The 24,217-nt window shown below is 65.8% G+C and carries 20 protein-coding genes; 8 read left to right on the plus strand and 12 right to left on the minus strand.

Translation table 11 applies throughout. The annotated features are described in order from the left end of the window. Positions 1–419 precede the first annotated feature (419 nt). Positions 420–1,379, minus strand: a complete 960-nt coding sequence (locus ABD301_RS32630; RefSeq protein WP_344314093.1) for a LysR family transcriptional regulator — start codon at positions 1,377–1,379, stop codon at positions 420–422. 264 nt (positions 1,380–1,643) lie between these two features. Here ABD301_RS32630 and ABD301_RS32635 point away from each other — a divergent pair, with 264 nt between their 5' ends. Genes ABD301_RS32635 through ABD301_RS32645 form a run of 3 tightly spaced genes read left to right on the plus strand, consistent with a single transcriptional unit; the run spans position 1,644 to position 5,160 of the window. Further along, on the plus strand, positions 1,644–2,456 hold the full coding sequence (locus tag ABD301_RS32635; protein ID WP_344314094.1) for a hypothetical protein: 813 nt from the start codon (positions 1,644–1,646) through the stop codon (positions 2,454–2,456). Between the two features lie 11 nt (positions 2,457–2,467). Then, positions 2,468–4,402 carry a fumarate reductase/succinate dehydrogenase flavoprotein subunit gene (locus tag ABD301_RS32640; RefSeq protein WP_344314095.1) on the plus strand — a complete coding sequence of 645 codons (1,935 nt, stop codon included), beginning with the start codon at positions 2,468–2,470 and terminating at the stop codon, positions 4,400–4,402. Next, positions 4,402–5,160 carry a succinate dehydrogenase/fumarate reductase iron-sulfur subunit gene (locus ABD301_RS32645; RefSeq protein WP_163570874.1) on the plus strand — a complete coding sequence of 253 codons (759 nt, stop codon included), beginning with the start codon at positions 4,402–4,404 and terminating at the stop codon, positions 5,158–5,160. Before ABD301_RS32640 ends, ABD301_RS32645 begins: the two co-directional genes overlap by 1 nt. 99 nt (positions 5,161–5,259) lie before the next feature. Here the strand turns inward: ABD301_RS32645 and ABD301_RS32650 are convergent, their stop codons facing one another. From ABD301_RS32650 to ABD301_RS32665, 4 genes are all read right to left on the minus strand, one after another. After that, on the minus strand, positions 5,260–6,522 hold the full coding sequence (locus tag ABD301_RS32650; protein WP_344314096.1) for a DNA polymerase III subunit delta: 1,263 nt from the start codon (positions 6,520–6,522) through the stop codon (positions 5,260–5,262). Positions 6,523–6,615: 93 nt separating this feature from the next. Beyond that, the gene (locus tag ABD301_RS32655; protein WP_344314097.1) at positions 6,616–7,008 is read right to left on the minus strand and encodes a (deoxy)nucleoside triphosphate pyrophosphohydrolase; all 393 of its coding nucleotides are present in this window, start codon (positions 7,006–7,008) and stop codon (positions 6,616–6,618) included. An 8-nt stretch (positions 7,009–7,016) separates the two neighbouring features. After that, positions 7,017–7,772 carry a metallophosphoesterase gene (locus ABD301_RS32660; RefSeq protein WP_344314098.1) on the minus strand — a complete coding sequence of 252 codons (756 nt, stop codon included), beginning with the start codon at positions 7,770–7,772 and terminating at the stop codon, positions 7,017–7,019. Between the two features lie 16 nt (positions 7,773–7,788). Continuing rightward, the gene (locus ABD301_RS32665; RefSeq protein WP_344314099.1) at positions 7,789–9,051 is read right to left on the minus strand and encodes an ABC transporter substrate-binding protein; all 1,263 of its coding nucleotides are present in this window, start codon (positions 9,049–9,051) and stop codon (positions 7,789–7,791) included. A 254-nt stretch (positions 9,052–9,305) separates the two neighbouring features. Between ABD301_RS32665 and ABD301_RS32670 the strand changes: the two genes are divergently transcribed. Together ABD301_RS32670 and ABD301_RS32675 are read left to right on the plus strand one after the other, a co-directional pair. Beyond that, on the plus strand, positions 9,306–9,500 hold the full coding sequence (locus ABD301_RS32670) for a hypothetical protein (protein ID WP_163570880.1): 195 nt from the start codon (positions 9,306–9,308) through the stop codon (positions 9,498–9,500). Positions 9,501–9,810: 310 nt separating this feature from the next. Continuing rightward, positions 9,811–10,812, plus strand: a complete 1,002-nt coding sequence (locus ABD301_RS32675; RefSeq protein WP_344314100.1) for a hypothetical protein — start codon at positions 9,811–9,813, stop codon at positions 10,810–10,812. Positions 10,813–10,825: 13 nt separating this feature from the next. Here ABD301_RS32675 and ABD301_RS32680 read toward each other — a convergent pair whose 3' ends face one another. The 3 genes from ABD301_RS32680 to ABD301_RS32690 are packed head-to-tail and all read right to left on the minus strand — an operon-like array spanning position 10,826 to position 14,390. Further along, positions 10,826–12,043 (minus strand): lipase family protein, encoded by a 1,218-nt coding sequence (locus tag ABD301_RS32680; protein ID WP_279581708.1) that lies wholly within the window; start codon positions 12,041–12,043, stop codon positions 10,826–10,828. Continuing rightward, positions 12,040–13,188 (minus strand): lipase family protein, encoded by a 1,149-nt coding sequence (locus ABD301_RS32685; RefSeq protein WP_344314101.1) that lies wholly within the window; start codon positions 13,186–13,188, stop codon positions 12,040–12,042. Before ABD301_RS32685 ends, ABD301_RS32680 begins: the two co-directional genes overlap by 4 nt. Before the next feature lie 11 nt (positions 13,189–13,199). Further along, complete coding sequence (locus tag ABD301_RS32690) at positions 13,200–14,390, minus strand: FG-GAP repeat domain-containing protein (protein ID WP_163570890.1); 1,191 nt, start codon at positions 14,388–14,390, stop codon at positions 13,200–13,202. A gap of 66 nt (positions 14,391–14,456) precedes the next feature. Between ABD301_RS32690 and ABD301_RS32695 the strand changes: the two genes are divergently transcribed. Then, positions 14,457–15,068 (plus strand): TetR/AcrR family transcriptional regulator, encoded by a 612-nt coding sequence (locus ABD301_RS32695; RefSeq protein WP_279581710.1) that lies wholly within the window; start codon positions 14,457–14,459, stop codon positions 15,066–15,068. 266 nt (positions 15,069–15,334) lie between these two features. Here the strand turns inward: ABD301_RS32695 and ABD301_RS32700 are convergent, their stop codons facing one another. Both ABD301_RS32700 and ABD301_RS32705 read right to left on the minus strand, forming a co-directional pair. Beyond that, a complete protein-coding gene (locus tag ABD301_RS32700) occupies positions 15,335–16,576 on the minus strand; it encodes a hypothetical protein (protein ID WP_344314102.1) in 1,242 nt (413 codons plus the stop codon). 137 nt (positions 16,577–16,713) lie between these two features. Continuing rightward, a complete protein-coding gene (locus ABD301_RS32705) occupies positions 16,714–18,057 on the minus strand; it encodes a GGDEF domain-containing protein (protein ID WP_344314103.1) in 1,344 nt (447 codons plus the stop codon). Between the two features lie 595 nt (positions 18,058–18,652). Between ABD301_RS32705 and ABD301_RS32710 the strand changes: the two genes are divergently transcribed. Together ABD301_RS32710 and ABD301_RS32715 are read left to right on the plus strand one after the other, a co-directional pair. Beyond that, positions 18,653–19,873 (plus strand): MFS transporter, encoded by a 1,221-nt coding sequence (locus ABD301_RS32710; RefSeq protein ID WP_344314105.1) that lies wholly within the window; start codon positions 18,653–18,655, stop codon positions 19,871–19,873. A gap of 98 nt (positions 19,874–19,971) precedes the next feature. Next, entirely contained in the window at positions 19,972–20,781 is an 810-nt protein-coding gene (locus ABD301_RS32715) for an SAM-dependent methyltransferase (protein ID WP_163570894.1), read from the plus strand. Between the two features lie 331 nt (positions 20,782–21,112). Here ABD301_RS32715 and ABD301_RS32720 read toward each other — a convergent pair whose 3' ends face one another. Then, entirely contained in the window at positions 21,113–22,987 is a 1,875-nt protein-coding gene (locus ABD301_RS32720) for an ABC transporter ATP-binding protein (protein WP_344314106.1), read from the minus strand. Positions 22,988–23,148: 161 nt separating this feature from the next. Further along, positions 23,149–24,108, minus strand: a complete 960-nt coding sequence (locus ABD301_RS32725; protein ID WP_344314108.1) for a ferritin-like domain-containing protein — start codon at positions 24,106–24,108, stop codon at positions 23,149–23,151. Positions 24,109–24,217: the final 109 nt, after the last annotated feature.

The raw sequence follows: 24,217 nt of genomic DNA on the forward strand, positions 1-24,217 counted from the left end.
GACCGCGGGGCCTCAAAGGCGGACGCTCCTGCCGGAGGGGCGACAATCGGCCTGGCGGCCGATGGCGCCGGACGGGCTGGTTCCCGTCAAAGTTAGCCAACCTGATGGTGAAGATGACGGTCCCGCACGGGGTTAGGAAGACCGGGCTGGTCCCGTCAAGTAGGCCAACTTGATGGTTAAGGCGACGGTCCCGCACGGGGGTTGGGAAGACCGGGCTGGGTCCCGTCCAAGTTGGCTAACCTGATGGCGAAAGGGACGGTCCCGCACGGGGTTAGGAGGGCGGGGCTGGTCCCGTCAAAGTTGACCAACTTGGCGGTGAAGATGACGGTCCCGCACGGGGTTGGGAGGGCGGGGCTGGTCCCGTCAAAGTTACCGACTCGGCGGTGAAGGTAACCGTCCCGCACGGGGCGGGAGGCGGGCTAGGCGGGGACGGCGGTGTAGCGGCGGGTGCGGGGTGGGAGGGTGCCGGCGGCTGCTTCGGTGTCCAGGTAGGACAGCAGAGTGGCGCGGAGTTCGGCGGCGGCGCGCGGGAGGCGTACGTCCCGGCGGTGGGCGAGTGCGACGACCCGGGACGGGCTGGGCTGGGCGAAGGGCGTGACGCGCAGATCGGTGCGGTTGGCGACCACGGTGGCCGGTACGACGGCGACACCGAGGCCGACCGCGACGAAACCCAGGACAGCGTCCATTTCGCCACCTTCGATGGCGATGGTCGGATCGAAGCCGGCCCGCTGGCAGGCGGTCATGGTGAACGTACGCAGGTCGTAGCCGTGCCGGAACATCACCAGCGGCAGTCCGGCGAGGTCCGACAGCCGCAGGCCGCCCGATGGGCTGCGTGGTTCTGGTGCCGCTGCGGCCGGCGAGGAGGCGACGATCAGCTCCTCGACGAGCACCGGGGTGATCACCAGCGCGCCCTCCTCGGCTGGGCCGCCCTGGGCCGGGATGACCAGTGCGAGGTCCAGCGCGCCGGCGGACAGCTCGCGGACCAGGTCGCCGGATCCGGTTTCCTGGACGACCAGCTGGATGCCTGGATACTCGCGGTGAAAGTCGCGCAGCACAGTCGGCAGCAGGCCCGTACAAACACTCGGAGTGGCCCCCAGCCGCACCCGTCCACGCCGCAGCTGCGCCAACTCCTGCACCTCACGGGTGGCTGTGTCGACGTCGGCCAGGATCCGCTGGGCGAGCGGAAGCAGCGCCTCGCCGGCCGCGGTGAGGGTGATATTTCCCCTAGCCCGACTGAACAACGTGGCCCCGAGCTCGCGCTCAAGGGTGGCGATCTGCTTGGACAGCGCCGGCTGGGACACGTTTACCCGCTCGGCGGCCCTGGTGAAATGCCGCGTTTGGGCCACCGCGACGAAATACGTGAGGTATTGGAGCTGCATGCTGTCCAACGATAACCAACGGCTATCGAGACGAGAGAAACGATCGCTTTTTCAAACCGTGGATCGCAGGCGTAGCGTGACCGCCTGTGGTACATGCCGTCGATACGGGAACTCTGCGCCCCGCTGGCTCGTTGCCGCTTTTTTCGGCGACACAGGTAAGGCTTACCTTATCGCCCGCGGTCGGGCCCCCGATCTGCGGCGCCGACAAACCGGGTTTAAGTTCCCCATGCTGATGTTCTGTCACACACCTCTGGAGGGGATGCGGTGAGCGCACCCGCGGCAGTTCGAGATATCGCCCGCCGACGCGCGACGATCGCTGGTCGCACGCTGCGCACCGACCGTTGGTGGCTGCAGCCGCTGATCACCGTGGTCGGCCTGGTCGCCTGGGTGCTTTACGCGGTGATCCGTACGGCGACGCAGAAGTACTACTGGGTCCCGCAGTATCACTACCTGACGCCGTTTGCGTCCCCGTGCATCAGCGCCTCCTGCATTCCGGAGGCGAGCCACCTCGGTCAGTGGCTGCCGGCCTTCCCGCCGCTGGTGCCGTTCGCGATCATCACTTTGCCGTTTCTGCTGGGATTCCGGCTCACCTGCTACTACTACCGGAAGGCGTATTACCGCTCCTTCTGGCTGTCGCCGCCGGCCTGCGCGGTGTCCGAGCCGCACAAGAAATACTCCGGCGAGACCCGGTTCCCGCTGATTTTCCAGAACGTGCACCGCTATTTCTTCTACGCGGCGGGCATCATCGCGCTGCTGAACACGTACGACTCGATCGTGGCGTTCCACGGCAAGACCGGCGGCTTCGGTTTTGGCCTGGGCAATGTGATCCTGCTGGCAAATGTCGTCCTGCTGTGGGCGTACACGGCGTCCTGCCACTCCTGCCGGAGCCTGGTCGGCGGCCGGTTGAAGCACTTCTCGAAACACCCGGTGCGCTACTGGATGTGGCGCCAGGTCTCGAAACTGAACGAGAAGCATATGGCACTGGCGTGGACGACGCTGGGCACGCTCGCGCTGACCGACGCCTACATCGGACTGGTGTCCGCCGGGGTGTTCACCGACCTGCGCTTTATCAACTAGGGATTGGGACGATGAGCGAGGAAATCGAGCGCCTGTCGTACGACGTGGTCGTGGTCGGCGCCGGCGGGGCCGGGCTGAGCGCGGCGATCGCCGCCCGGCAGGCCGGCAAGCGGGTCGCGATCGTGTGCAAGTCGCTGTTCGGCAAGGCGCACACGGTGATGGCCGAGGGCGGCGCCGCCGCGGCCATGGGCAACGTGAACCCGAACGACAACTGGGAAGTGCACTTTCGCGACACGATGCGCGGTGGCAAGTTCCTGAACCACTGGCGGATGGCCGAGGTGCACGCCAAAGAGGCTCCCGACCGCATTTGGGAGCTGGAAACGTACGGCGCGCTCTTCGACCGTACGCCTGAAGGAAAAATCAGCCAGCGCAACTTCGGCGGGCACGAATACCCGCGGTTGGCACACGTCGGTGACCGCACCGGCCTGGAGCTTATCCGTACGATGCAGCAGAAAATCGTCTCGCTGCAGCAGGAGGACAAGCGCGACCACGGTTCGTACGAGTCGCATATCCGGGTTTTCGCCGAGGCGACCATCACCCGGCTGCTGACCGACGGCAACAAGATCGCCGGCGTTTTCGGTTACCAGCGCAAGACCGGTGAGTTCTTCTGCCTGGACGCGCCCGCGGTCGTGCTGGCCGCCGGCGGCATCGGCAAGTCCTTCAAGGTCACCAGCAACTCGTGGGAATACACCGGTGACGGGCACGCGATGGCGCTGCTGGCCGGTGCCACCCTGATCAACATGGAGTGCATCCAGTTCCACCCGACCGGCATGGTCTGGCCGCCTTCGGTACGCGGAATCCTGGTCACCGAATCCGTCCGCGGCGACGGTGGGGTGCTGAAGAACTCCGAAGGCAAGCGCTTCATGTTCAACTATGTCCCGGAGGTCTTCAAAAAGCAGTACGCGACCACCGAGGAAGAGGGCGACCGCTGGTACGAGGACCCGGACAACAACCGGCGTCCCCCGGAGCTGCTGCCCCGTGACGAGGTGGCCCGCGCGATCAACTCCGAGATCAAGGCCGGTCGTGGTTCACCACACGGCGGCATTTTCCTGGACATCGCGTCCCGGCGTACGCCCGAATACATCCGCAAGCGGCTGCCCTCGATGTATCACCAGTTCAAGGAACTGGCCGACGTCGACATCACCGCCGAGCCGATGGAAATCGGGCCGACCTGCCACTACGTGATGGGTGGGGTCGAGGTCGACCCCGACTCCGCGGCGGCCCGCGGCAGCATCGAGGGCTTGTTCGCGGCCGGCGAGGTCTCCGGTGGAATGCATGGATCCAACAGGTTGGGCGGAAACTCGCTGTCGGACCTGCTGGTCTTCGGCCGGCGCGCGGGGGTCGGCGCCGCCGAATACGCGACCAAGATCGGCGAACGACCGAAGGTCGCACAGTCCGATGTGGACGAAGCGGTCACCGAGGCGCTCGCACCGTTTACCCGTGACAGCGGCGAAAACCCGTTCGCCCTACAGGCCGAACTGCAGCAGAACATGAACGACCTGGTCGGTCTCATCCGTACCGCGGACGAGCTGGAGCAGGCCATCAAACGGCTGCAGGAGCTGGCGGCGCGGGTCCACAACGCGGCGGCCACCGGCGGTCGCGCGTACAACCCGAGCTGGCATTTGGCCCTGGACCTGCGCAACATGCTGTTGGTGAGCGAATGCGCGGCGAAGGCGGCGCTGATGCGGCAGGAAAGCCGGGGCGGCCACACCCGCGACGACTTCCCGAAGATGGATCCGGTCTGGCGCAAGGTAAACCTGATCTGCAAGCTGGACGAGTCCGGGGTTCAGGTGGTCAAGCAGGACATCCCGGAAATCCCGACTCGGCTGCTCGACCTCTTCGAGATCGACGAGCTGCACAAGTACATGACCGATGAGGAACTGACCCGGCACCGCGACGGTGGGTCGCTGTCCGACACCACGGCCGCGAGCGAGGGGAGCCGTTAATGGGGTACGACGCGAAACTGCGCGTTTGGCGCGGCGACGACGAGGGTGGTGAGCTGAAGGACTTCACCGTCGAGGTGAATGAGGGCGAAGTCGTCCTGGATGTGATCCACCGACTACAGGCCACCCAGGCGCCCGACCTCGCCGTCCGGTGGAACTGCAAGGCCGGTAAATGCGGGTCCTGCAGCGCCGAGGTGAATGGCCGGCCGCGGCTGATGTGCATGACCCGGATGAACACCTTCACCGAGCAGGAAACCGTCACGGTCACCCCGTTGCGGACTTTCCCGGTCGTACGGGACCTGGTCACCGACGTTTCCTTCAACTACGAGAAGGCGTTGGAAATGCCGGCCTTCCAGCCGCCGGCCGAGCTCAAGCCGGGTGAATACCGGATGGCGCAGGTCGACGTCGAGCGGTCGCAGGAATTCCGGAAATGCATCGAATGCTTCCTGTGCCAGAACACCTGCCACGTCGTCCGTGACCACGACGAGAACAAGCCAGCTTTCTCCGGCCCGCGGATGTTCATCCGGGCCGCCGAACTGGACATGCATCCCTTGGACGCCGCGGAGAACCGTAAGGAATTCGCGCAGGAGTCGCAGGGCCTCGGAATGTGCAACATCACCAAGTGCTGCACCGAAGTGTGCCCCGAGGGCATTCACATCACCGACAACGCGATCATCCCGATGAAAGAACGTGTCGTCGACCGCAAGTACGACCCACTCGTCTGGCTCGGCAGCAAGATCTTCAAGCGCGCCGGCGCGTAGCAGCACTCGAAAGCCGGGGTACGCAGTCGCGTACCCCGGCTTTTTCTTTGGCTATAGTGGGGTCTGATGCCTCTTTCGGGCGGCGACTGGAAGTCGTTCTCAGCTGGCTGACGTGAGCTCTTTCGCCGTCGGCGGCGCGGTCGGCTTTTCGGTGGTCGTACGGTAAATGTGCTGTTCGTAGTCGACCACCGACCACCGCCCGACGCCGTGCACCCGGGTCTCCTTCGTTTTGGTCGGGTCTTTTTTCCTGACCGGCTTTCCGTCCTCCACCAGGCGTACGTCCGTCGGGAGCGGGTTTCGGGTGAGATCCACGGCATGGTTGTGGGCGACCGAAGAAGCACCGCGGCCGCTGCCCTGGTTGCCGCCGACGGTGCTCAGAAACCGCCCGTCAAACGAGATGGCGGTGGTGATGTGGTCGGGGTCGGTGCCGAAAGCGTTGTCGATCAACACCAGATCGCCGGGCTGGATGCCGTGAGCCGGCGGCGCCTGGCCAATCGCCTCGTACCACCGGCTCGACCCATGGTTGGTGTGGTATTCCGACAGTTTCTCCCAGTGGTCGAAGGCCCAGACCCACGGGTTCGAGGTGGCGCCCTGGTACGCCAGTGCGCCACGGATGCCACCTTCGCCCTGCATCAACGGCACCCAGTGAGAGTCCATGCCGGCCGCGAGGTTCTGTTGCGTGAAGGCAAAAGCACCGCACCAGGAGGCGTCCCCCGGCAGCCGCCCGACCCGGCGCGCCTCCGGCTCCGCGGTATCACCATGGCCAACCTGGTCGAGTGCGCGGCGGGACGCCCGGAGCCGCAGGGCGGCGAACACGTTCTGCTGCACGGTCTGGTTGAAGTGCTCATACCGGAACTGCGGATCACCGTCCATCAACACGTCCAGCCGGTCCGTGAGCTGGCTGTTCAGCTGGGTTTCGGTCTGCTCGACCGCGGCGGTGTGGTTGGCGCCGTCGGCGGCCACGTCGGCGGCCGGCCGGCCCTGGACGTAAAGCGCGGACACCTGGTCCATCACGGTGTGCCGGATCTCGGCGAGCGCGGCGCGCAGGTCCTCCGACGGGGTCAGCTGGTTCTGCGCCAGCTGCGTACGCAAGCGCTGGTTGAGCGCCCGTACGGCGGCAAGGTCGCCGCCCGCCAGCGCGGTTTTTGCCTCCTCGAGCGAACTGGTGGCCTCGCGTTGGATCACCGCGGTGACAGCGGCGTTGCCGCCGGCCGTCTGAAGCCGCTGGACGGCCTGTGGGCTCATCCCGCGCTGGCCGGCCAGCAAAGCGGCCACCTGCCGGGCGTCGCCGCTCTCAGCGGTCGCGCGGGTCCGGTGGACTGGCGGCCGGGTCGGTCCGGAGTCGCGATCGTGGACAGGCATCGAACCTCCCGCTTGGGTTTGATCACGACCCTGCCAGCACGACCGCAGGTCGGACATGGCCTCAGCGCTGTTCGCCGTGCAAGGACGCCTTCCTCATCGGGCACGCCGCGGCAGGGACGGCCGCAGCGCCTCGACGAACGGCAGGTCGGCGGGCATCCACCGGACCGAGTCCAGTTCGTCGGCGCCGAGCCAGCGCAGCTCACTGTGGTCGGAAGCGACCGGGGTGCCGACCACGATCCTGGCCCGCCACACCGAAAGCACGCCGTCGCCAGCAGGCAGCGCGGCGTCATCGGCGACCCGGTCGATCACCTCGACCAGAATGCCCAACTCCTCCTCGCATTCGCGGACCAGCGCCGCCTCGACGCTCTCCCCCGGCTCGACCTTCCCGCCCGGGAACTCCCACAGCCCAGCGGCCGAGCGCGGCTCTTTTCGGCGCCCCGCGAGGACGAATCCGATCTCATCCAGGATCGCGGCGCCGACCACCACCAGCCGGCTCAGGCCAGCACCGTCCGGTAATGGGTGGTCAGCCGGCCTTCGTCGTCCAAAATATGGAAAGCCAGTGATGGCGGCAGCCGCAGGTCGACGTGGTCGTCCGGTCCTTCCTGGGACTCCCAGGGAAACTTCAGGGTCGACACCACTCCGGGTGCCACCAGCAGCGGGCGGCTGGCGAAGGTGGTCACGGCGGGCGTGTGCGCGTGGCCGCAGAGGAATGCGACGATATTGCGGTGGCGACTGGCAAGATCGGCCAGCCGCTGCTCTCCGTACTGCCGGATCCCGTCCACATACGGCGTGTTCAACGGCACCGGCGGGTGGTGGAACCCGACCAGTACGGGCCGGTCGTCCGGGATCCCCGCCAGCACACCGTCGAGCCATTCCAGCGTCTCGTCCTGCAGATATCCGTCATCCTTGCCTGGCACCGAGGAATCGCACAGGACGACCGCGAATCCGGCCGCCTCAAACACCTGGTTGACCGGCTCCGCCGACCCGGGCTGACCCAGCAGATGCTCCCGGAATGCGGCCCGCTCGTCGTGGTTTCCCGGGCAGATCAAGACAGGATGCCTGGACGTCAACAATTTCCGCGCCTGCTCGTACTCGGACGGCAGGCCGTGGTCCGCGATGTCGCCGGTCACGAGCACGACATCAAGGTCGTACGCGAGATTTTCCAGATATGTCATCACCGCGCGGGTGCGCTCGACGCTACGCGCGTCACCGTCGATGTGGACGTCACTGAGGTGCGCGATGACGATCAAGGCGTACGTCCTCCGATTAGCCGAAGAGGCGTTTGAGTTCGACGTTGACCAGGCCTTCGGCCTTGGCGAGCTGTGATTCGGCGTCGCCGCCGTTCTGCACGACCTGGGTGACCACATCGCCGTACGCGCTCTGCATCTTCGGCGTCCACTCCGGCGGAGTGGAGTTTTTCGCGTACTGCTGGCTGAAAGTCGCCACGTCGGCGCCGATGCCGGACTTCAGCGCGGCGGCCTTGGCCAGCAGGCTGGTCCGCACCGGAATGTGGAAACCGTATTTGGTGGCCCATTCCAGCTGGTCATCGGTCTGGTCGATCCAGAGCCATTTCACGAACTGTTTGGCCGCGTCGACGTTCTTGCTCTTCGCGCTGACCATCGCACCCCAAGTGCCAATAGGCACCGACGGTTTGCCGGTCGCGGTCAGCGCCGGCCATGGCGCCACCCCGAAGTCATCGCCAAAGGCCGCCTTGATCTGCGGGATCGCCCAGATGCCTGACCACTGCATCGCGGTCAGACCCTGAATGAAAGCGGACGGGTCCGACCAGTCGGTGGGTGCGCCCAGCAACAGACTGCCACTGCTGAAAAGCTGGCGGAGCTGCTGCAGGGTCTGCACCACTCCGGGCTGGTGGAAGCCAACTTTGTGGTCCGGGGTCAGGAAATCCGCACCGGACGGCCACACCGACAGGGCGGACAGCACCGAGTTTCCGTTCGTACGGCTGAAGTTTCCGACGAACAAGCCCTTGACGGTCTTGTTGGTCAGCTTCTTGGCCGCCTCGATCAGCTCGGGAATGCTCTTGGGTGGCTGCACACCGGCCTTGGCCAGCAGGCTCTTCCGGTAGAAGAGCAGCTGCATGTCCTCGATCATCGGAATCGCATAAAGCTTTCCGTCATATGTGTTCGCGTCCACCGCGGGTCCGACGAAGTCGCTCTTCGCGGCGGCGAAAATGTCGTCCAGCGGGACGATCTGCTTGGCGCGTACGAGATCGACGTTGAGCTGGTTCTCGAAAACGTCCGGTCCGCTGCTGGACAGCAACCCGGTGGCCAGCTTCTGCGAGTAGTCTCCGGGCGTCCACTGGATCTGGACGTTCGCCTTGGTGTAGGCCTTGGCGAAACGCTCCGCGGCCTGCTGGGTGCCCTTCTCGCCGTACTGGTGATACCACTGGCTGATCCCGCCGGCGCCGGCCCGCCCACTGTTCGAGCCGCAGGCCGCGAGCGCACCGGCCAGGGCGACGGCGCCGGCCCCCCGCAACACGTCACGGCGGCTGTACGAAGCTGAAGTGCCCATTTCTCCGGTTCCCTTCACCAGGTGCGACCAGCAGGATAGCCCAACGGGTACGGATACCTGCCCGAACCGGACGGTGTCCCAGTATCCGTGTCCGCCCCTGGCCGCCGAACGGCAGCGCAATTCTGCCCGAACATCTGAAACTTGGCCTCCGATCGGGTATATCCAGCCAATCCCGGCCGCGTCCGGCCGCGCGGTGCCGCAGACTCGTCGAAGGCGATCAATGGTGATCAACGGCGAGCGAGGGAGACGTGCGGATGAGCAGCCCGTTTCCGCCCGTTCCGCATCGGCGTCCGGCGCCCCGACCCGCGTTGCTGATCACCCTGCTGATCTCGTCCAGCATGATCGTGCTGCTGGTCGGCATCATCACTTTCGCCCTGGCGGTCAGCTCCGGCAACGGCGTGTCGCCGGCCGCGACCACCAAGCCGCTGCCGCATTCCTCACACCGTTAAAGGTCTTCGTAAAGATTGTCCAGGACTGTCGCATAAAGGCCGGCGATCACCGCTCTGCGCGGTTTCAACGTCACCGTCAGCTCGCCGGAATCGATGGTGAAATCCCTGGGCAGGATGGCGAACCGGCGGATCCGTTCGACCGGAGCGTAGTTCGCGTTCGCGGCGTCCAGCTCGAAACGCCGGACTCTCCAGCCGACGGGACCCGGTTTTGCCCTTTGGCGTCGCCAACGGGCTGCCCAAACGGGTCGCCGATTGTTCGGTTCGCACCATCGCGGGGGCCGGACCGCCCGGGTCGGGCAGGGTGGTCGTCATGAAGCTTGAAGCACGGCTGGTCAGCAGCGTGGAGCGGCCCGAGGCGTACCGGATCATCAGCCACCGGCATGGCGTCATCCGGCCCAATAGCCGGATTTTGGTCGGCCTGCCGGAGTCCGACCGGTTTCAGGTATTCGACCTCGACACGTTGCTGTCCGGTGACCAGCGGCCGGCAGCGGACTTTCGCATTCCGGCGACCGCTGTGGGCGATCACGCGTTCACGCCAGATCTGCGCACGGCGGTGTTCTGTACGGCCGACAAGGTCGTCGCGACCGGAGAGTCCTCCTGGGAATGGCCGTTGGCCGTGGCCGGCAGCAAGAACGGCTCGGTTTTCGTTCCTTCCGATGGAAAGCACGTGTGGGCAGTGGTCCCTGCCGCGGGCGACGGCCAGGAATGGGTCGTACTCGACGCCGCTGACGGAAAACTCGTGGGCCGGGCCAGCCTGCCCTGGCGGGCCTACTCCACCCAGCAGCAGAGCATCGACGGCCGGGTCAGCGTGACGCTGATAGAACAGGACAGTTGCGCGATCTTCTGGGGCGAGTACGGGCAAGACGGGCTGCGGCTCACAGAGGTCTACTCCGACGAGGAGGTCCTCGCCGATGTCGATCCGAGTGGGCGGTGGCTGATGACCATCAACCAGCAGGGCTGGTTCGTCGGGCTGCGGACCATGCCGGACGGCAACTCGGTGGCCGGCTGGTGCGACAGCCGTGACATATCCCGAAAACTCGGTTTCAGCGGCGACGACCCCACTCACTGGTGGTCCACGTATGGAGGATTTGTCGACGAAACAACGGCAATCGTGTCCTGCCGCGACGACGACTGGGAGATCCATACGCACTGGCTGTTGCCGTCGCCGGCAACAGACGCCGACGAAGCGACGGTCGACCTGCGTGGACCCGTCAAATATCCAGGTACGGCTGCCGAACGGCTCTGGGCGTTGGGCGACGGCACCTGGATCACCGCCGACGACGACTCGATATGTCGATGGACGCTGGACTGATCCTGACGCCTCATCAGGATCCGCAGGTGTTCGGCGCTGGGCGGCCGGCGAAGCGGTCGGCGAGATACTGCATCGCGCCGGGCGCGCCGGTCACTGTCTCGCTGATGTGTTCGGCGATCAGGTCCTCGACGTGCTGGACTTTCGCTCCAGCGGCACAATAACGCGCGACCAGCTCGCGGTCCGGACCGATCGGCGCCAGCTCGTCCGGGATCGCGTGGTAGTCGTAAACCGGCGCGGACGGCGTGCCGACGACCCCGAGCGGACTGTTGTCGCGCATGAGTTTTTCCACCCAGGGAAGGTCGATGGCGTTCGGAGTTGCTTCGAAATCCGTTATCTTCTTGCCCAGATGCCGGGTGATCGCGTCCGCGATGCAGTCCTGTGCACTAACGGCCATCGCCTGTCTTCCCGCCGCATTAAGCACGGACGACAGGTTGGCCTCCGGATAGCCGCGGTTCAGCCCGATCACACCAATGATTGCCGCGCCTGCCAACGGGGTGGCGTTGAAGGCGTCCAAAGTGGACCTGATGTCACCGACGACCCCGCCCAGCGCGATTCCGGCGAACTTCAGCTCTGGTGCGTACGACGGCTGCAGTTGGGCGGCGACACTTGTCGCGTACGCGCCGCCGGAATAGCCGATCATGCCGATCGCTGTGGTCGCCGGGAATCCGGCCGGGCCAAAGCGCAGCACGGCTCGTACGCCATCGAGAACGCCGTGCGCCGACTGACCCGCGCTCAGAAAAGTGGACTGCGGGCCCTCGTAGTCAGGCGCGACCACCGCCCACCCGCGACCAAGGGCGGTGGCCATCAGAGCCGATTCCAACGAGGAGTTTGTGACTCCGGCCGCCAAACCGGCCCGCAACGAGTACGAAGGCGTGCATTTGAGCCCGACGCCGTCTTCCGCGGTCTGGTACGACAGCAGCGGCCGCGGGCCTTTTCCCAGCCAGGGAGCCAACGGCACCATGATCGTGGTGACATCGGCGGTCGGCTGCTGGTGGCTGTCGAGCGACTTGTACTGCAGCTGCCACGCTTTCACCGCCAGCGGGATGCTGTACGCGTTCACCGCGACCTGGCGGGATTTCAGCACGGTGCCGTTGGCCACGCCACCGATGTCCGCCGGCACGCTGTAGAAGGGATCGTTGTCCGGCAAGGGAACCAGCGCGGCACTCGCCGGCTGCGCGGCCGTACCCATCAGTGCCAGCGCCAGAACCGCGGCCGCGATCGTACGAATCATGACGCGCACGTGCTGGGAGCGGGCTTTGCGGCGAACCGGTCGGCCAGGTAAGCCACCGCGAGCGGCGCACCAGTGACGGCGAGCGAAGCATGCTCGCTGGCCGGGTCGCGATAATGCTGTACGGTGACGCCTTCGGCGCAGTATTGGGCGGCCAGTGCGTCATCGCCGGCGATCGGGATCAGCTCGTCGAAAATCGCGTGGAAATCGAAGATCGGACCAGCCGGCCGGTGCTGGCCGAGGTGGTTCGCGGCGATGACCTGCTGGATGCGCGGCAGCGCCAACGGATCCGGCACGGTGCTGTATTCCGCCATGCGATGAAATGCTCCGATAGCGGCGATGTCGGTGATGCATTTGGTCCCAATGCTGGCGACCAGCTGCTTGCCTTTGTCGTTCAGGATCGCGTTGATGTCCATTTCCGGATAGGCCCGACTCAGGCCCACCGCGACGGCGAAATAGATGCCGGCGAAGGCGCCGCCGTCGATGTTCCTGGCCACCGCGGCGAGGTCCGGTGGCACGCCGCCCTCGGCGACACCGGCCAGCTTCACCTCAGGCGCGTAAGTCGGCTGCAGTTCGGCGGCCCATGCCGAGGCCAAGCCGCCGCCGGAATATCCCCACAACCCGATGGGCGCACTGGCGGCGATGCCAGCCGGCGCGAAGTGCAGGGTCGCTCGGATGGCGTCCAGGACAAAATGGCCGGCCTGATAGCCCGCACCGTATTCGGACTGTGGGCCCTCGTAGTCGGACACCACGACCGCCCAGCCCTTGGCGAGTCCCAGGCTGATCAGTGCCAGCTCTTTCTCCGTGCCAGCGGGCAAAGTCGCCGACGGCGCGCAACCGGTGGCGAGGCTGTCCTCGGCCGTCTGGTACGACAGCAGCGGCCGTTTCCCATGTACGTACGGAATCAGCGGCACCAGGACGGTAGCCACGCCGGTTTGGGGCTGTCCTTTGGCATCGGTGGACGCATAATGCAGCTGCCACGCGCGTACCGGCACCGGTAACCCGACCGCGCTGATGGTCACTGATTTCGAGCTCACGATCGTGCCGGGCGCGGTTGCCCCGCGCACCGACGCGGCGGCCGGGGCAAAGCCCACCAGGGCCGCGACCAGCACCGCCGGCAACAGCAGGCGCCACAGTTTTCCAGGCATGGACGGATTCCTCACGACTCGTTGAGCAGGACGGAAAGCTGGCTGAGCGGGGTGGCGCCGGACAGGCCGTCGCCGACCACGGCAATGTCTGTTCTGCCGTCACCGTTGAAATCCGCGACGACCGGAGTCTGCGGATTGGCGTCAACCGGGAACTTCCCGCCGAGCGAGAAGGTCCCATCTGGGTGACCGAGTTGGACTACCTGGTTGTTGAGCAGGGTGTCGCTGCCGATGATGTCGAGGTTGCCGTCACCGTTCAGGTCCGCGATTTCGGCGTTGGCGTCGGCGAAACCAGCGTCATAGTGCTTGGCCGGCAGGAATCCGCCATGCCCGTCGCAAATCAGGACGGCGAGCGAGTTGGTGCCGGTGTCGAACTCGTCGATGGCGGCCAGGTCCGTACGCCCGTCATGGTTGAAATCCCCGGCCACTACGCTGCCCGGCACCACGGCCGTACTGCCGTCGCCGAGCCCGACGTATCCACTTGCGCCAGCGGTAAACCCGCCTTTGCCGTCCCCATAAAGGGTAAACGCCTGCTGGCTGATCGCATTCGCGCCGGCGAGATCGGGATAGGCGTCGCCGTTGAAATCATTCAGCGTGATGCTGGAGGTGGACACCGCGGGCGCGGGCAGTGCGGAAAACGGGCCGACGCTGAAAGTCCCGTTGCCGCGGCCCAGGTAACTCTGCACTCCAGCCGCGGTCTTCACCACGAAATCGAGCTTTCCGTCGTGGTTCAGATCCCCGATCGAGGCATCGTCCTGAAATCCCTGCGGGAGCACCGCGTCGTACGACACGGTGAAAGTGCCGTTGCCGCGGCCGAGGTCGATCTGCACCGCCAGATCGGTGGTCAGCAACAAATCCGGTTTACCGTCGGCGTTGAAATCGCCGGTGTAGACGATGCCGACCGGCCCGGCCGGCGGCGCCGGCACCGACCGGCCCGGGCTGGTGAACGTGCCGTCACCGCGATTGGTCAGCAGAAATGGTGGGCCGAAGGCAAAGTAGTCGGCGGCCACCACATCCGGCCGGCCGTCGCCGGTGAAATCCGCCGCCGCGACACTGTGGGCGTGCCAGCCGCTGCCACCCACACCGCCGGTCCAATAGTTGGCGACGGCACTGAACCGTACCGCCGCGGCCGCGCCAACTGGGGCCGCGATGCCCAGTATTGTCAGGAAAACAGCAGCGAGGGCGAGCGTTTTCAGGCGGGTCATCGGTGGCTCCTTTGACGGGAGGCGGGAATGCCGGCCATTTCGATGCGGACCCGATACAGTGGCGCCATGGCAGGTGTGGTGCGGCGGACCCAGGCGCAGCGGCGCGCCGCCACTCGGACGGCGTTGCTGGACGCGACGCTGGAAAGCCTTGTGGAGCACGGATATGCGAATGTGACGGCGGCCCAGATCGCCGCTCGGGCTGGCGTCACCCGGGGCGCGCAGGCGCATTATTTCGCCACCAAGGCGGAGTTGGTGACCGCGGCGCTGGAACACGCGGCCGACCAGATTACCGACAAGTTCCGGGCCGATCCGCCGATTTGTGACAGTGAGACGAAAACCGTGATGGCGTTGGTCGACCGGCTGTGGGATCTGCACGACAGTCCCACTTTCGTGGCGATCGCGGAGTTGTGGCTCGCCAGCCGGACGGACGCCGAGCTGCGCCCGCACGTCATTCGGCTCGACAAGCGGGTGACCGTCGCGGTGACCGAGATTCTCACCAGTGCGGCGCCGGGGATGATGGCGAGTCCGGACGCGACCGCCGTCATGCTGACCGCGCTCGCGGTGATGCGGGGCGTCCTGCTGACGAGCTTCGTGTCCAGCCAGCGGTCCGTCGCGGCGCTCTGGGCGACCACGCGCGGCGAGCTGGAGAAGCTCATCGCCGTCGCCGCCGACCACTGATGCCTCCCCTACCACGCGTGACCCCGATCACTGCGCAGAAACATACCGGCTCGCATGTATATTTTCTAGTGTTCTGGGTTCGAAGTTCGTTGCTTTATTCGGTGATCCAGACGGTGGCCTGAGTGCACCGGAGGATCGTCCTCATACTGGTGGTATGTGGGCGATTCTCCGGTGCTCTCAGACGCCGTCTGGGCGCCGGAGAAAGTAGCGAACTTCGGGCGCAGGACACTAGAGGAAGATCTGTACGGGTTTGCCAGCGCGGCTGTTTATGGCAGAGAAGTGAGCGGAACGGCGTAGAGAGTGCGGCCGCACGTCTGCGCGGCGGCAGTGCAGTCCGAAGGCGACCACTCGGACTGGGACCAGACCAGGCCGGTGGCCCAGTCGTAGGTGAGCGCCTCCGGATGCATCGCCCAACACACCGTCGTCGAAGTGGCACCACAGGTGGCCGACTTGCTGGCGGCGGTGGTCTGCGCCCAGAGCTGGCCGGGCTGGGTGGCCGAGCTGTGCGCCACATACCAGGTGCCACCGTGGGCCAGCACGCCTTGCATGTTGCCGACGTGGCTCCGGTACGCGTCCTGCGCCGGCACAGTCCCAGAAGTCGCGGCCAGCAAATAGTCGGTGCCCATGTTATAGCGATAAAGGCGACCGTAGAGACTCTGATCGGAGAAGTATTCGGTGGTCACCAAGCTGTCCGGTGACGTGCTGCGATCCAGTGAGATGGACGAAAAACACGGCACACCCGAGTCCGACGCCATGTCACAAGTGCCACCCGCGTACGTGTAATAGCCGACCTGCATCATCGCGTATTTGTAGCCGTACGCGGCATAACCGCCGGATGTTTTGCCGATCGCGCTGGAACTGTCGGTCATCTGCAGAATATGCGTCGTACTGAAAACCCGGATCGCGGTGGACGTGTCGCCAACCGCCGTGACGTAGATTTTATCGCCGTACCAAACCATCCCGCCCATGTGTGCCTTGGCTGCGATAAAAGTGCTGCCAGTGCTGTTGGGTACGGCCAGGTAAACCATCCGGAATGTCGGCGCGGCGGGATTGTCATAGTTGACGACCATGATCCGGGCGTCGTTGTATCGACCCAGCGCGTCGGTGCCATGCCAGCCGGACAGGATGATCTTGTCCGCTCCCCACCTCCCGTCCGCGTCCGCGTCACCCGACGTGGTGATTCCCTGTGGCGACCAGGCCGCACTGCCGGCCCGGTCCGAGTCCCAGCACATCGAGGTGGTCGCGGCCGGCGCGATCGGCAGCGCGGCCTTCTCGGTGCTCGTACAACCCGTCATGGAGTAGTCGCCGTCGTGCGCCACCGTGTTGGCGCTGACGTTGGGCAACGCGTTGTCGAGCGCGGTCAGCGCGGCGGCTGGGGTGGCATGCCAGTCGAGGCTCTGCTTGGTCGTCGTGGTCAGCGGGTCGGCGTACGCGGCACTCGCCGCGCTGGGCACGGCCACTACCGCGGCCAGGACAACGCAAACCAGGACACCGCAGATCACCCGCATGACGGCCCTCCGCAGTAGGAATTCACCCGCGAATGTAACGAAACGGCCCGTTTTGTGAGCCGTTCCGTTACATTCGCGACTGTTAGTGAGTTCGCTAATAGCCCTGGGCGCCAGTCGCGAGAGTCCCGCGCCCACCGCTAGGCGGTAGCTGTGACGCTGACGACCTGGTTTCGGCCGGCGGTTTTGGCGGAGTACATGGCTTTGTCGGCGGCCTGCAGGAGGCGGTCCACGCCCGTGCCCGCATGCGGGTAGGTGGCGACGCCGATAGAGACCGAAAGATTGTTGATCACCGCGGTGTCGTCGTCGGACAGTACGGTGACCGCGAGGTCGGCGACCGATTCGCGGACCCTTTCGGCGACCGCGAGCACCGTGGTTTCGGGGATGTCCGGGAGAAGTACGACGAACTCCTCGCCGCCGAAGCGGCCAACCGAGTCATAGACCCGGACAGCGTTGCTGATGGCGGTGGCGACACCTTTGAGCACCTGGTCGCCGGCCAGGTGCCCATGAGTGTCGTTGACCTGCTTGAAATGATCGAGGTCGATCATCAGGATGCCGAAGCTGGCCTGGGCGTGCCGTTGGGCCCGGGCCAGCTCCTGGGTCGCGATGTGCCGCCAGGCGGTGGTGTTGAAAAGGCCCGTCTTGTCGTCGGTGGTGGCCGCGATTTCCAGCTGTTTGGCGAGAACTCCGCGATGCAGCAACAACATCGGTGGCACGACTATCAAAGCGAGCGCCGGCAGGGTGGCCAACGCGAGCGCGGTCAACATGCCCAGGCACAGGGTGGCGATTTCGAGCAGGTTGTCCGCCCAACCGCCAAAGAACTCCTTAACTGACGGCTGGGTAATCGTCAGGCCGGGGAGGGCGACCAGTGCGCCGACCACGAAATAGACGATGGCCGCGCCGCCAATCGCGGCGACGCCCTGCCATTGTGCGGTCAGCGCGGCATGCATGCCGGTGACGCCGGCGTACGCCAGCACCGACGCGGCGCTGTAACAGGTCAGGATCACCAGGGACGCGTTGAAAATCGTCCGGAAAGCTGGCACTCTGCGCAGCCGATACCAGCTGCGTACGGCGAGGTGGGTATAAAGCACGGCGACCAGCAGTGCGACCAGGGCCGGCGGCAGCAGGAGGACAGCGGCGAAGGTCCACACCGAGGTCATGTTGATGTGCGGAGTCGCGTTCACCAGCCGGCGCAGCCGCTCCACCTGCCGGCCCAGCTCGGCCTGCGCGATCCCCATCCCGGCCAGCCCGGCGAGCACCACCGCGTCGGTCAGCTGGAGGTGCGTCCTACCGACGAGAAACACCGTGGCCGCGATTGCGACGACCTCAACCAGCAGGCAGTACGCGATCAGCCGCGGCCGTTGCGTCCACAACGTCCACCGATGCGGCGATATCATCGCCCGGGTCGTGGCTCGTACCACCGCGGCGGTGTCAACGGGCAGCGCAACGGCACCGCCGCCGACTGTCACGTCATCCATACTCATAACAACGCCACCCCTGGTATGTCGCCCACCAGTGTCCACCCGAAAATCGCCGGGGCCAAGGACGAACCTCGTACTTCGCCCCCAAACCGCCCTGGAGGGGGTTGTTGTCATGCGCAACCGCGACACGTGAGCCCCACCTGTCCCAGCCGACACACGCAGCCGCAGAGGAGGGCCGTCATCATGCGAAACCGGGACACCTGAGCCATCCCTGGTACGCCGTCAAACAGCCATGAAGGAGGGCCGCAGCCATGCGCAACCGCGACACCTGAGCCTCATTCGTCCCACCAAACACACACAGAAAGGCCGCCGTCATGCGCAACCGCGACACGTGAGGCCATCGTCTCAGTCACTCCTGCCTCGTACGTCACCAACAGCCACAAAGGAGATCGACGTCATGCGCAACCGCGACACCTGAGCCCATCACTCACCCACCACGTCACATTCGCGGCTGATCGGCCGCGATCGAGCCGATCAGCTCACGCATGATTCGTACGTCGACAGGTTTTCCCACGCCTTATCGCGCTTATTCTCCCCAAGAGGGTGACATTCGGCACACGGCCAACTACATTGAGTCGTCGGCTGAGCGGGGATATCGATGGCGCAGACTGGCGAACGAGTGCGTTTTGCGGCCGTCTTCGCGATCGCCGAGTTCCGGGCGATGTGGACGGCCGAGCTGTTGTCGGTCGGCGGCGACCAACTGGCCCGGGTCGCGCTGTCCGTGCTGGTCTTCCAACGGACCAGTTCGGCCTTCCTGACCGGGCTGACGTATGCCCTGACCTTCGTACCCGCATTGGTGGGCGGGATCCTGCTGTCCGGCCTCGGCGACCGGTACCCGCGTCGCGAGGTGATGGTGGTCGTCGACCTGGCGCGCGCGGCGCTGGTCGGTGCGATGGCCATCCCAGGCCTGCCGCTGTGGTCCTTATGTGCGCTCGTCACAGTCGTGACGCTGCTCAACGGCCCCTTCAAAGCCGCGCAACAGGCGTTGCTTCCAGACGTACTAAGCGGCCCGACGTACACGGTCGGGATGGCGATCCGGAACATCACCAGCCAGTCGGCGCAGCTGGTCGGATTCGCCGGCGGCGGCCTGCTGGTGGCCGCGATCAACCCGTCCGTCGGGTTGGGGTTGGACGCGGTCACGTTCTTGCTGTCCGCCGCGCTGCTTCGGCGCGGAGTACGCCGGCGTACGGCCGCCAGCCCGCAGACCGCGACCGGACGCCGGCCGTTCCTGGCATCGACGGTCGTCGGCGCACGAGTGGTGTTCGGCGATCCGGGACTGCGCGCGCTGATCGCGTTGTGCTGGCTGGCCGGCTTCTACGTGACGCCCGAAGCACTGGCCGCGCCGTACGCCTCGAGCCTGCGAGCGGGGGCCGTGGCGGTCGGGTTGATCATGGCCAGCGACCCGGTCGGCAGCGTGATCGGCGGCATCATCTTCGGGAAGTGGGTCCCCGAACACCTGCAGATTCGGGTAATCGGCGTTTTGGGGATATTCGCTGGAATCCCACTGATTCTGTGCGTGCTGAAACCCTCGCTGCTCATCTCGATGGCGTTGTTCGCGATGTCCGGCATGCTGGCCACCGCGTACAACATCCAGGGCACGGCCTCGTTCATGCGCCGGCTCCCGGACGCACAACGCGCCCAGGGAGCCGGGCTGTTGTCCTCCGGCCTCATCACCGCTCAAGGACTCGGCGCCCTGGGCGCGGGCGTACTCGCCGACCGCCTCGGGCCGGCACCCACCGTCGCACTCGCCGGCCTGGTCGGCGCATTGGTCGCCATTCCCATCGCCATCGGCTGGCACCGAGTCGCCAAGAACCGTTAGCTGGAGCCAGCTGGACTTCACGGTGCGCCGGCGTGGGCGGTACGTTTGGACCTTCGTACGCTGCGGCGTACGAAGGACACGAGGGGAGCAGCGGATCCGTGGGCGCCGAACCGAAAATTGACACCACCGTTCCCAGCATCGCGCGGGTGTACGACTACGCGCTCGGCGGCAAGGACCACTTCGAGGTCGACCGGGCCGTCTTCAACAAGATGATCGCCATCGACCCGCACATGCCAACGGTCGCCCGGCTGCACCGGGACTGGTCACGCAAGGTGGTCCGCTGGCTGGCGGAGTCGGCCGGCGTCGACCAGTTCCTGGACTGCGGATCGGGCCTGCCCACCATGGACAACACCCACGAGGTGGCCCAACGCGCCAACCCGGACGCGCTGGTCGTGTACGTCGACAACGACCCAACGGTGGTGGCACACGGGCGGGCCCTGCTTGAGGACAACGACCGTACCGTCTTCGCCGCCGCTGACCTGCGCAAACCAGACGAGCTGTTCGCGCACGACAAGATCCGCGGGTTTCTGGACCTGGACCGCCCGATCGGGATGATCCAGGGCTCCACCCTGCACCACATCGACAAGCTCAGCGACCAACAGTCGTTGATGGCGCGCTACCTCGGCTACCTCCCGTCCGGGTCGTATGTGGCGCTGACCCACGTGCACAACCCGCATGACGACAGCGAGCTGGACCGGATGACCACGGCGATCGAAGAGGCATACCGGACCACTAACGCGACCACCCATTTCCGGCCGTACGAGGAAATCGTCACGCTCTTCGACGGTCTGGAATTCGTCGAGCCGGGCCTGGTCCAGCTGCACAGGTGGTGGCCTGGCGGCCCGCTGACCGGCAGCGAACCGACCATTTACGGCATGGTCCTGGGCGGCGTCGCCCGAAAGCCCTGAACTGTCGGCCCAAGGTCACGAGAAGCCGGACCAGCCCCGCTCGGGCTGATCCGGCTTTTGGTTACCAGGAAATGAAAAATGATTCTCGTCGCGTACGGAAATGAGCTCCAGCGCCGAGAAGTGGCGCGGGAGCTCATTTCGCAGGTGTTGTCTACCGCCGGCCGTATCGGCCGCCAAAACCACCCCGGATGGACAGGACGACATCGAGGAAGCCGAAAATGCTGCCTCCGCGACAGCGCCGACGCTCGTTGTTGCTGCTCATGTTTCTCCACCTCCTTTCAATAAATCCGCCAGCTGACAGAGAAGTTTCGCTGGCTTTGAACTTCCTTACCTAAAGCATTCGGTGCGGATGCGGTCCCGGTTCATTGTTTTGCTTTGTCTGTTGAGGTCCACTACCGGCCAGCGATTCCGCGGTCAGCAGCTGGGTTTGCGCCAGCGTACGATAGAGCTCGCTGCTCGCGAGCAGATCCTGATGCGTGCCGGCGGCGTCCACTGTGCCGTTGTTCACCACGATGATCTGGTCCGCGGCGACCACGGTGGACAGGCGGTGCGCGATGGTCAGCACCGTCGTGGTTTCGCGCAGGTTGTCAATGGCCTCGATCAGAAAACGTTCGTTGATGGCGTCCAGGTTGGCGGTCGCCTCATCCATCAGCAGAATTCTGGGCCGCCGAAGGAAAGCGCGGGCGATGGCGACTCGCTGACGCTCGCCGCCGGACAGCCGGGTGCCGCGATGGCCGACCATCGTGTCCAGCCCGGCCGGCAGCCGTTCCACCAGCGAAGTCAGCCGGGCCCGCCGGACCGCGTCATCGACCTGTTCCTGGCTCGCGCTTTGGTCGGCGAGCAAGAGATTGTCCAGCAGCGAGCCGGAAAGCACTGGGGCATCCTGCTCGACATAGCTGATCATGGCCCGCAGTCTGCGCAGTTTCCAGTCGTCGATAGCCCGGCCACCGACCTCGATCTTGCCCGAGTTCGGTTCGAAGAATCTTTCCAACAGCGCAAAAATGGTCGACTTGCCGGCGCCCGACGGGCCGACGAACGCGGCCGTGCTTCCGGCGGGTACCTGGAAACTCAGATTGCGGTGCACCGCGGGATCGGTTTCCTGGTAACCAAACCACACTCGGTCGAACCTGATCGCGGCCGGACCCGGCTGAGCGGGCCGGGTGCTGGCGCCACGGCGCTGCTCGGCGGGCTCGATCGGCAGCCGGTCCACCTGCTGGATGCGGGCCACCGCGGCCGCGCCGACCTGCAGTTGGGAAATCGCCTGGACCAACTCGCTGAGCGGTTCGGCAAGGTAGAAAAGATAAAGCAGGAAAGCAATGAGTTCGGCGACGCGCAGCCCGCCGGAGGCGACCCGGGCACCGCCCACCCCGAGTACGGCCAGAAAGGCGACCTGCAGCGAAAGTCCGGTGGACGTGCCCGCGATGGCCTGCCATTTCGCTTCCAGTACGCCCTGTTTCCAGGCGGCCCGCGCGGTGGTGTCGATCGCGTCGTACTCATGTGTCTCGGCGCCGGCGGCCTTGACCGTACGAAAGGCGCCCAGCACCCGCTCCAGCGCCGATCCCATCGCCCCGACCGCTTCCTGCGCGCGCAGGGTGGCCTGCCGGATGCGCGGCATCATGACCGCGGCGATGACCCCGATGACCGCGACGACCGCGGCCGTGACGCCCAGCAACGGCAGGTCAACCACTGCCATAAGAACAATCGTGCCGACCAGCATCAGCGAATTCGTCGCCAGCTGGACCAGCGACTGGGTGGTCACCTGGCGGAGCAGGGTGGTGTCGGCGGTGACCCTGGACATCAGGTCGCCCGGGGCGAATTCGTCCACCTCGCGCATCCGCAGCCGCAGAATCCTGCCCACCAGCTGCCGGCGGGCCGCCAACACGACCGACTCGGCCGTACGTTCAAGCAGGTAGTAGCCCAGTGCGGAGATCACTCCCGCGCCCATCACCAGGCCGGTGAGCAGCACGACCGCGGTCCAGACGGACCGGTGCTCGCCGAGCGAGTCGATCACCGCGGCCGCCGCGAGCGGCTGCGCCAACCCGGCGGCGCCGCCGACCAGGCTGAGCGTTCCACCCAAGACCAGCACCCGGCGAAGGCCTTTGGTATACCCCAGCAACGCCCGCCATGGCCGGTCGGCTGGTACGCCGGCCTCGGGATCGGCACCCGCCACGATCATCGCCTCCAGCCCCTCCGTACTCACCGGCATGCGCGGATCGCGCCGTGCACCGGACTTACCTGACGTTCGGTACGAACCCTCGGCTTGGCCTTGTCCGGCGAATGTCAGTGCGCGATGTCCGCAACGCCCGTTGCTTGCGGCGGGCGCGCGCATCGGGGCGTTGCGGACATGGGGCTGGTATGGCTGCTCGATCAGCCGCCGCTGGTGTTGATAGCGCCGTTGACGCCGTTGGGAAAGAAGCCGCCGGCGGTGGCCGTTTTCGGGGTGAGATAAACGACGTTCAGCACCCGGTCCGCGGACCGGGAATACGCGACACCGTTACTGTCGGTGGGAACGATGTTCGCGTTGCCCTTGGCGGTGATGCCCTGGTCGTCGTCGGTCGAGCCGTCGAGGCTGTCCCGGGCGTCCGAGATCTTGTTGGCAGCGCTGCACAAGTCGCGCTGGAAGAGCGTGCTGCGGATAGTGGCGGCATGGTAGGCCTCGACGGCGAGAATCCCGGCAGCGGCTTCCAGGTAGGTTTTGTTGCTGACCAGCGGGGCCGCGCCTTTGTACGCGGTGACGCCGACGTCTTCGAAGATGAAGGCGGCGAGCAGGAAATTGTTCTCGTTCTGGTAAGGGTCGAACGTCTGGTGCGACCCGATCAGACCGGCCGCGCGGGCAGCCGCGGTGAAACTGTTCTTGATGTCGATCGCCGGCCGGGACACCGCTGCACCGCCCAAGGCCGTACGCAGGAATTTCACGTGCGCCAATTCGTCGCCGGCGATTTCCTGGGCGAACTGGCGTACCGTACGGGACAGAAACGGCACCGCGCGACCGCCGGTCACGCCGCCCCGGGCGCCGGTGCCGGTGGTGAGGCTGTCCGCGAGTCCGTAGCCGTGGACTGCGTACGAATAGAACTCCGCCTCCAGGTATTCCAGGTTCAGCGCGAAGTTCAGGATCGCCGAGTCACTGATCGCGGCGGCGGAGGCCGCCTCTTTCTTGGCGGCCGGCGCGATGGCGGCGTTCGCCGTCGGCGCGAGAGCGGTCGCCAGCGCACCCGTACCCACCAAGCCGAGGCCGGCGGCGCCAGCGGCGGCCAGGAACTTACGACGATCTGGGCCGCTTTCAGCGCTGCGGCTGATGAGGTCGCGAACGAAGGTTTTTCCGAACACTGGATGGACCTTTCTCGAGCTGCTGAGTCGCGAGGGTTCCCGCAGCTATGTGTTCGCGATCACTCCTGCCCCGGTTCAGATTTCTTTTTCGCATCCCCGTCCGGTCACA

Origin of the sequence: Fodinicola feengrottensis (genome assembly GCF_039530045.1) — a bacterium.
GTDB lineage: Bacteria > Actinomycetota > Actinomycetes > Mycobacteriales > HKI-0501 > Fodinicola > Fodinicola feengrottensis.

What these genes read in the sequence shown, in the direction of transcription:
- ABD301_RS32665 (WP_344314099.1), bottom strand. Translation starts at nt 9,051, where the DNA reads ATGGGCACTTCAGCTTCGTACAGCCGCCGTGACGTGTTGCGGGGGGCC.
- ABD301_RS32695 (WP_279581710.1), top strand. Translation starts at nt 14,457, where the DNA reads ATGGCAGGTGTGGTGCGGCGGACCCAGGCGCAGCGGCGCGCCGCCACT.
- ABD301_RS32650 (WP_344314096.1), bottom strand. Translation starts at nt 6,522, where the DNA reads ATGCCTGTCCACGATCGCGACTCCGGACCGACCCGGCCGCCAGTCCAC.
- ABD301_RS32690 (WP_163570890.1), bottom strand. Translation starts at nt 14,390, where the DNA reads ATGACCCGCCTGAAAACGCTCGCCCTCGCTGCTGTTTTCCTGACAATA.
- ABD301_RS32680 (WP_279581708.1), bottom strand. Translation starts at nt 12,043, where the DNA reads ATGATTCGTACGATCGCGGCCGCGGTTCTGGCGCTGGCACTGATGGGT.
- ABD301_RS32675 (WP_344314100.1), top strand. Translation starts at nt 9,811, where the DNA reads ATGAAGCTTGAAGCACGGCTGGTCAGCAGCGTGGAGCGGCCCGAGGCG.
- ABD301_RS32710 (WP_344314105.1), top strand. Translation starts at nt 18,653, where the DNA reads ATGGCGCAGACTGGCGAACGAGTGCGTTTTGCGGCCGTCTTCGCGATC.
- ABD301_RS32700 (WP_344314102.1), bottom strand. Translation starts at nt 16,576, where the DNA reads ATGCGGGTGATCTGCGGTGTCCTGGTTTGCGTTGTCCTGGCCGCGGTA.
- ABD301_RS32705 (WP_344314103.1), bottom strand. Translation starts at nt 18,057, where the DNA reads ATGAGTATGGATGACGTGACAGTCGGCGGCGGTGCCGTTGCGCTGCCC.
- ABD301_RS32640 (WP_344314095.1), top strand. Translation starts at nt 2,468, where the DNA reads ATGAGCGAGGAAATCGAGCGCCTGTCGTACGACGTGGTCGTGGTCGGC.
- ABD301_RS32720 (WP_344314106.1), bottom strand. Translation starts at nt 22,987, where the DNA reads ATGCCGGTGAGTACGGAGGGGCTGGAGGCGATGATCGTGGCGGGTGCC.
- ABD301_RS32645 (WP_163570874.1), top strand. Translation starts at nt 4,402, where the DNA reads ATGGGGTACGACGCGAAACTGCGCGTTTGGCGCGGCGACGACGAGGGT.
- ABD301_RS32670 (WP_163570880.1), top strand. Translation starts at nt 9,306, where the DNA reads ATGAGCAGCCCGTTTCCGCCCGTTCCGCATCGGCGTCCGGCGCCCCGA.
- ABD301_RS32630 (WP_344314093.1), bottom strand. Translation starts at nt 1,379, where the DNA reads ATGCAGCTCCAATACCTCACGTATTTCGTCGCGGTGGCCCAAACGCGG.
- ABD301_RS32685 (WP_344314101.1), bottom strand. Translation starts at nt 13,188, where the DNA reads ATGCCTGGAAAACTGTGGCGCCTGCTGTTGCCGGCGGTGCTGGTCGCG.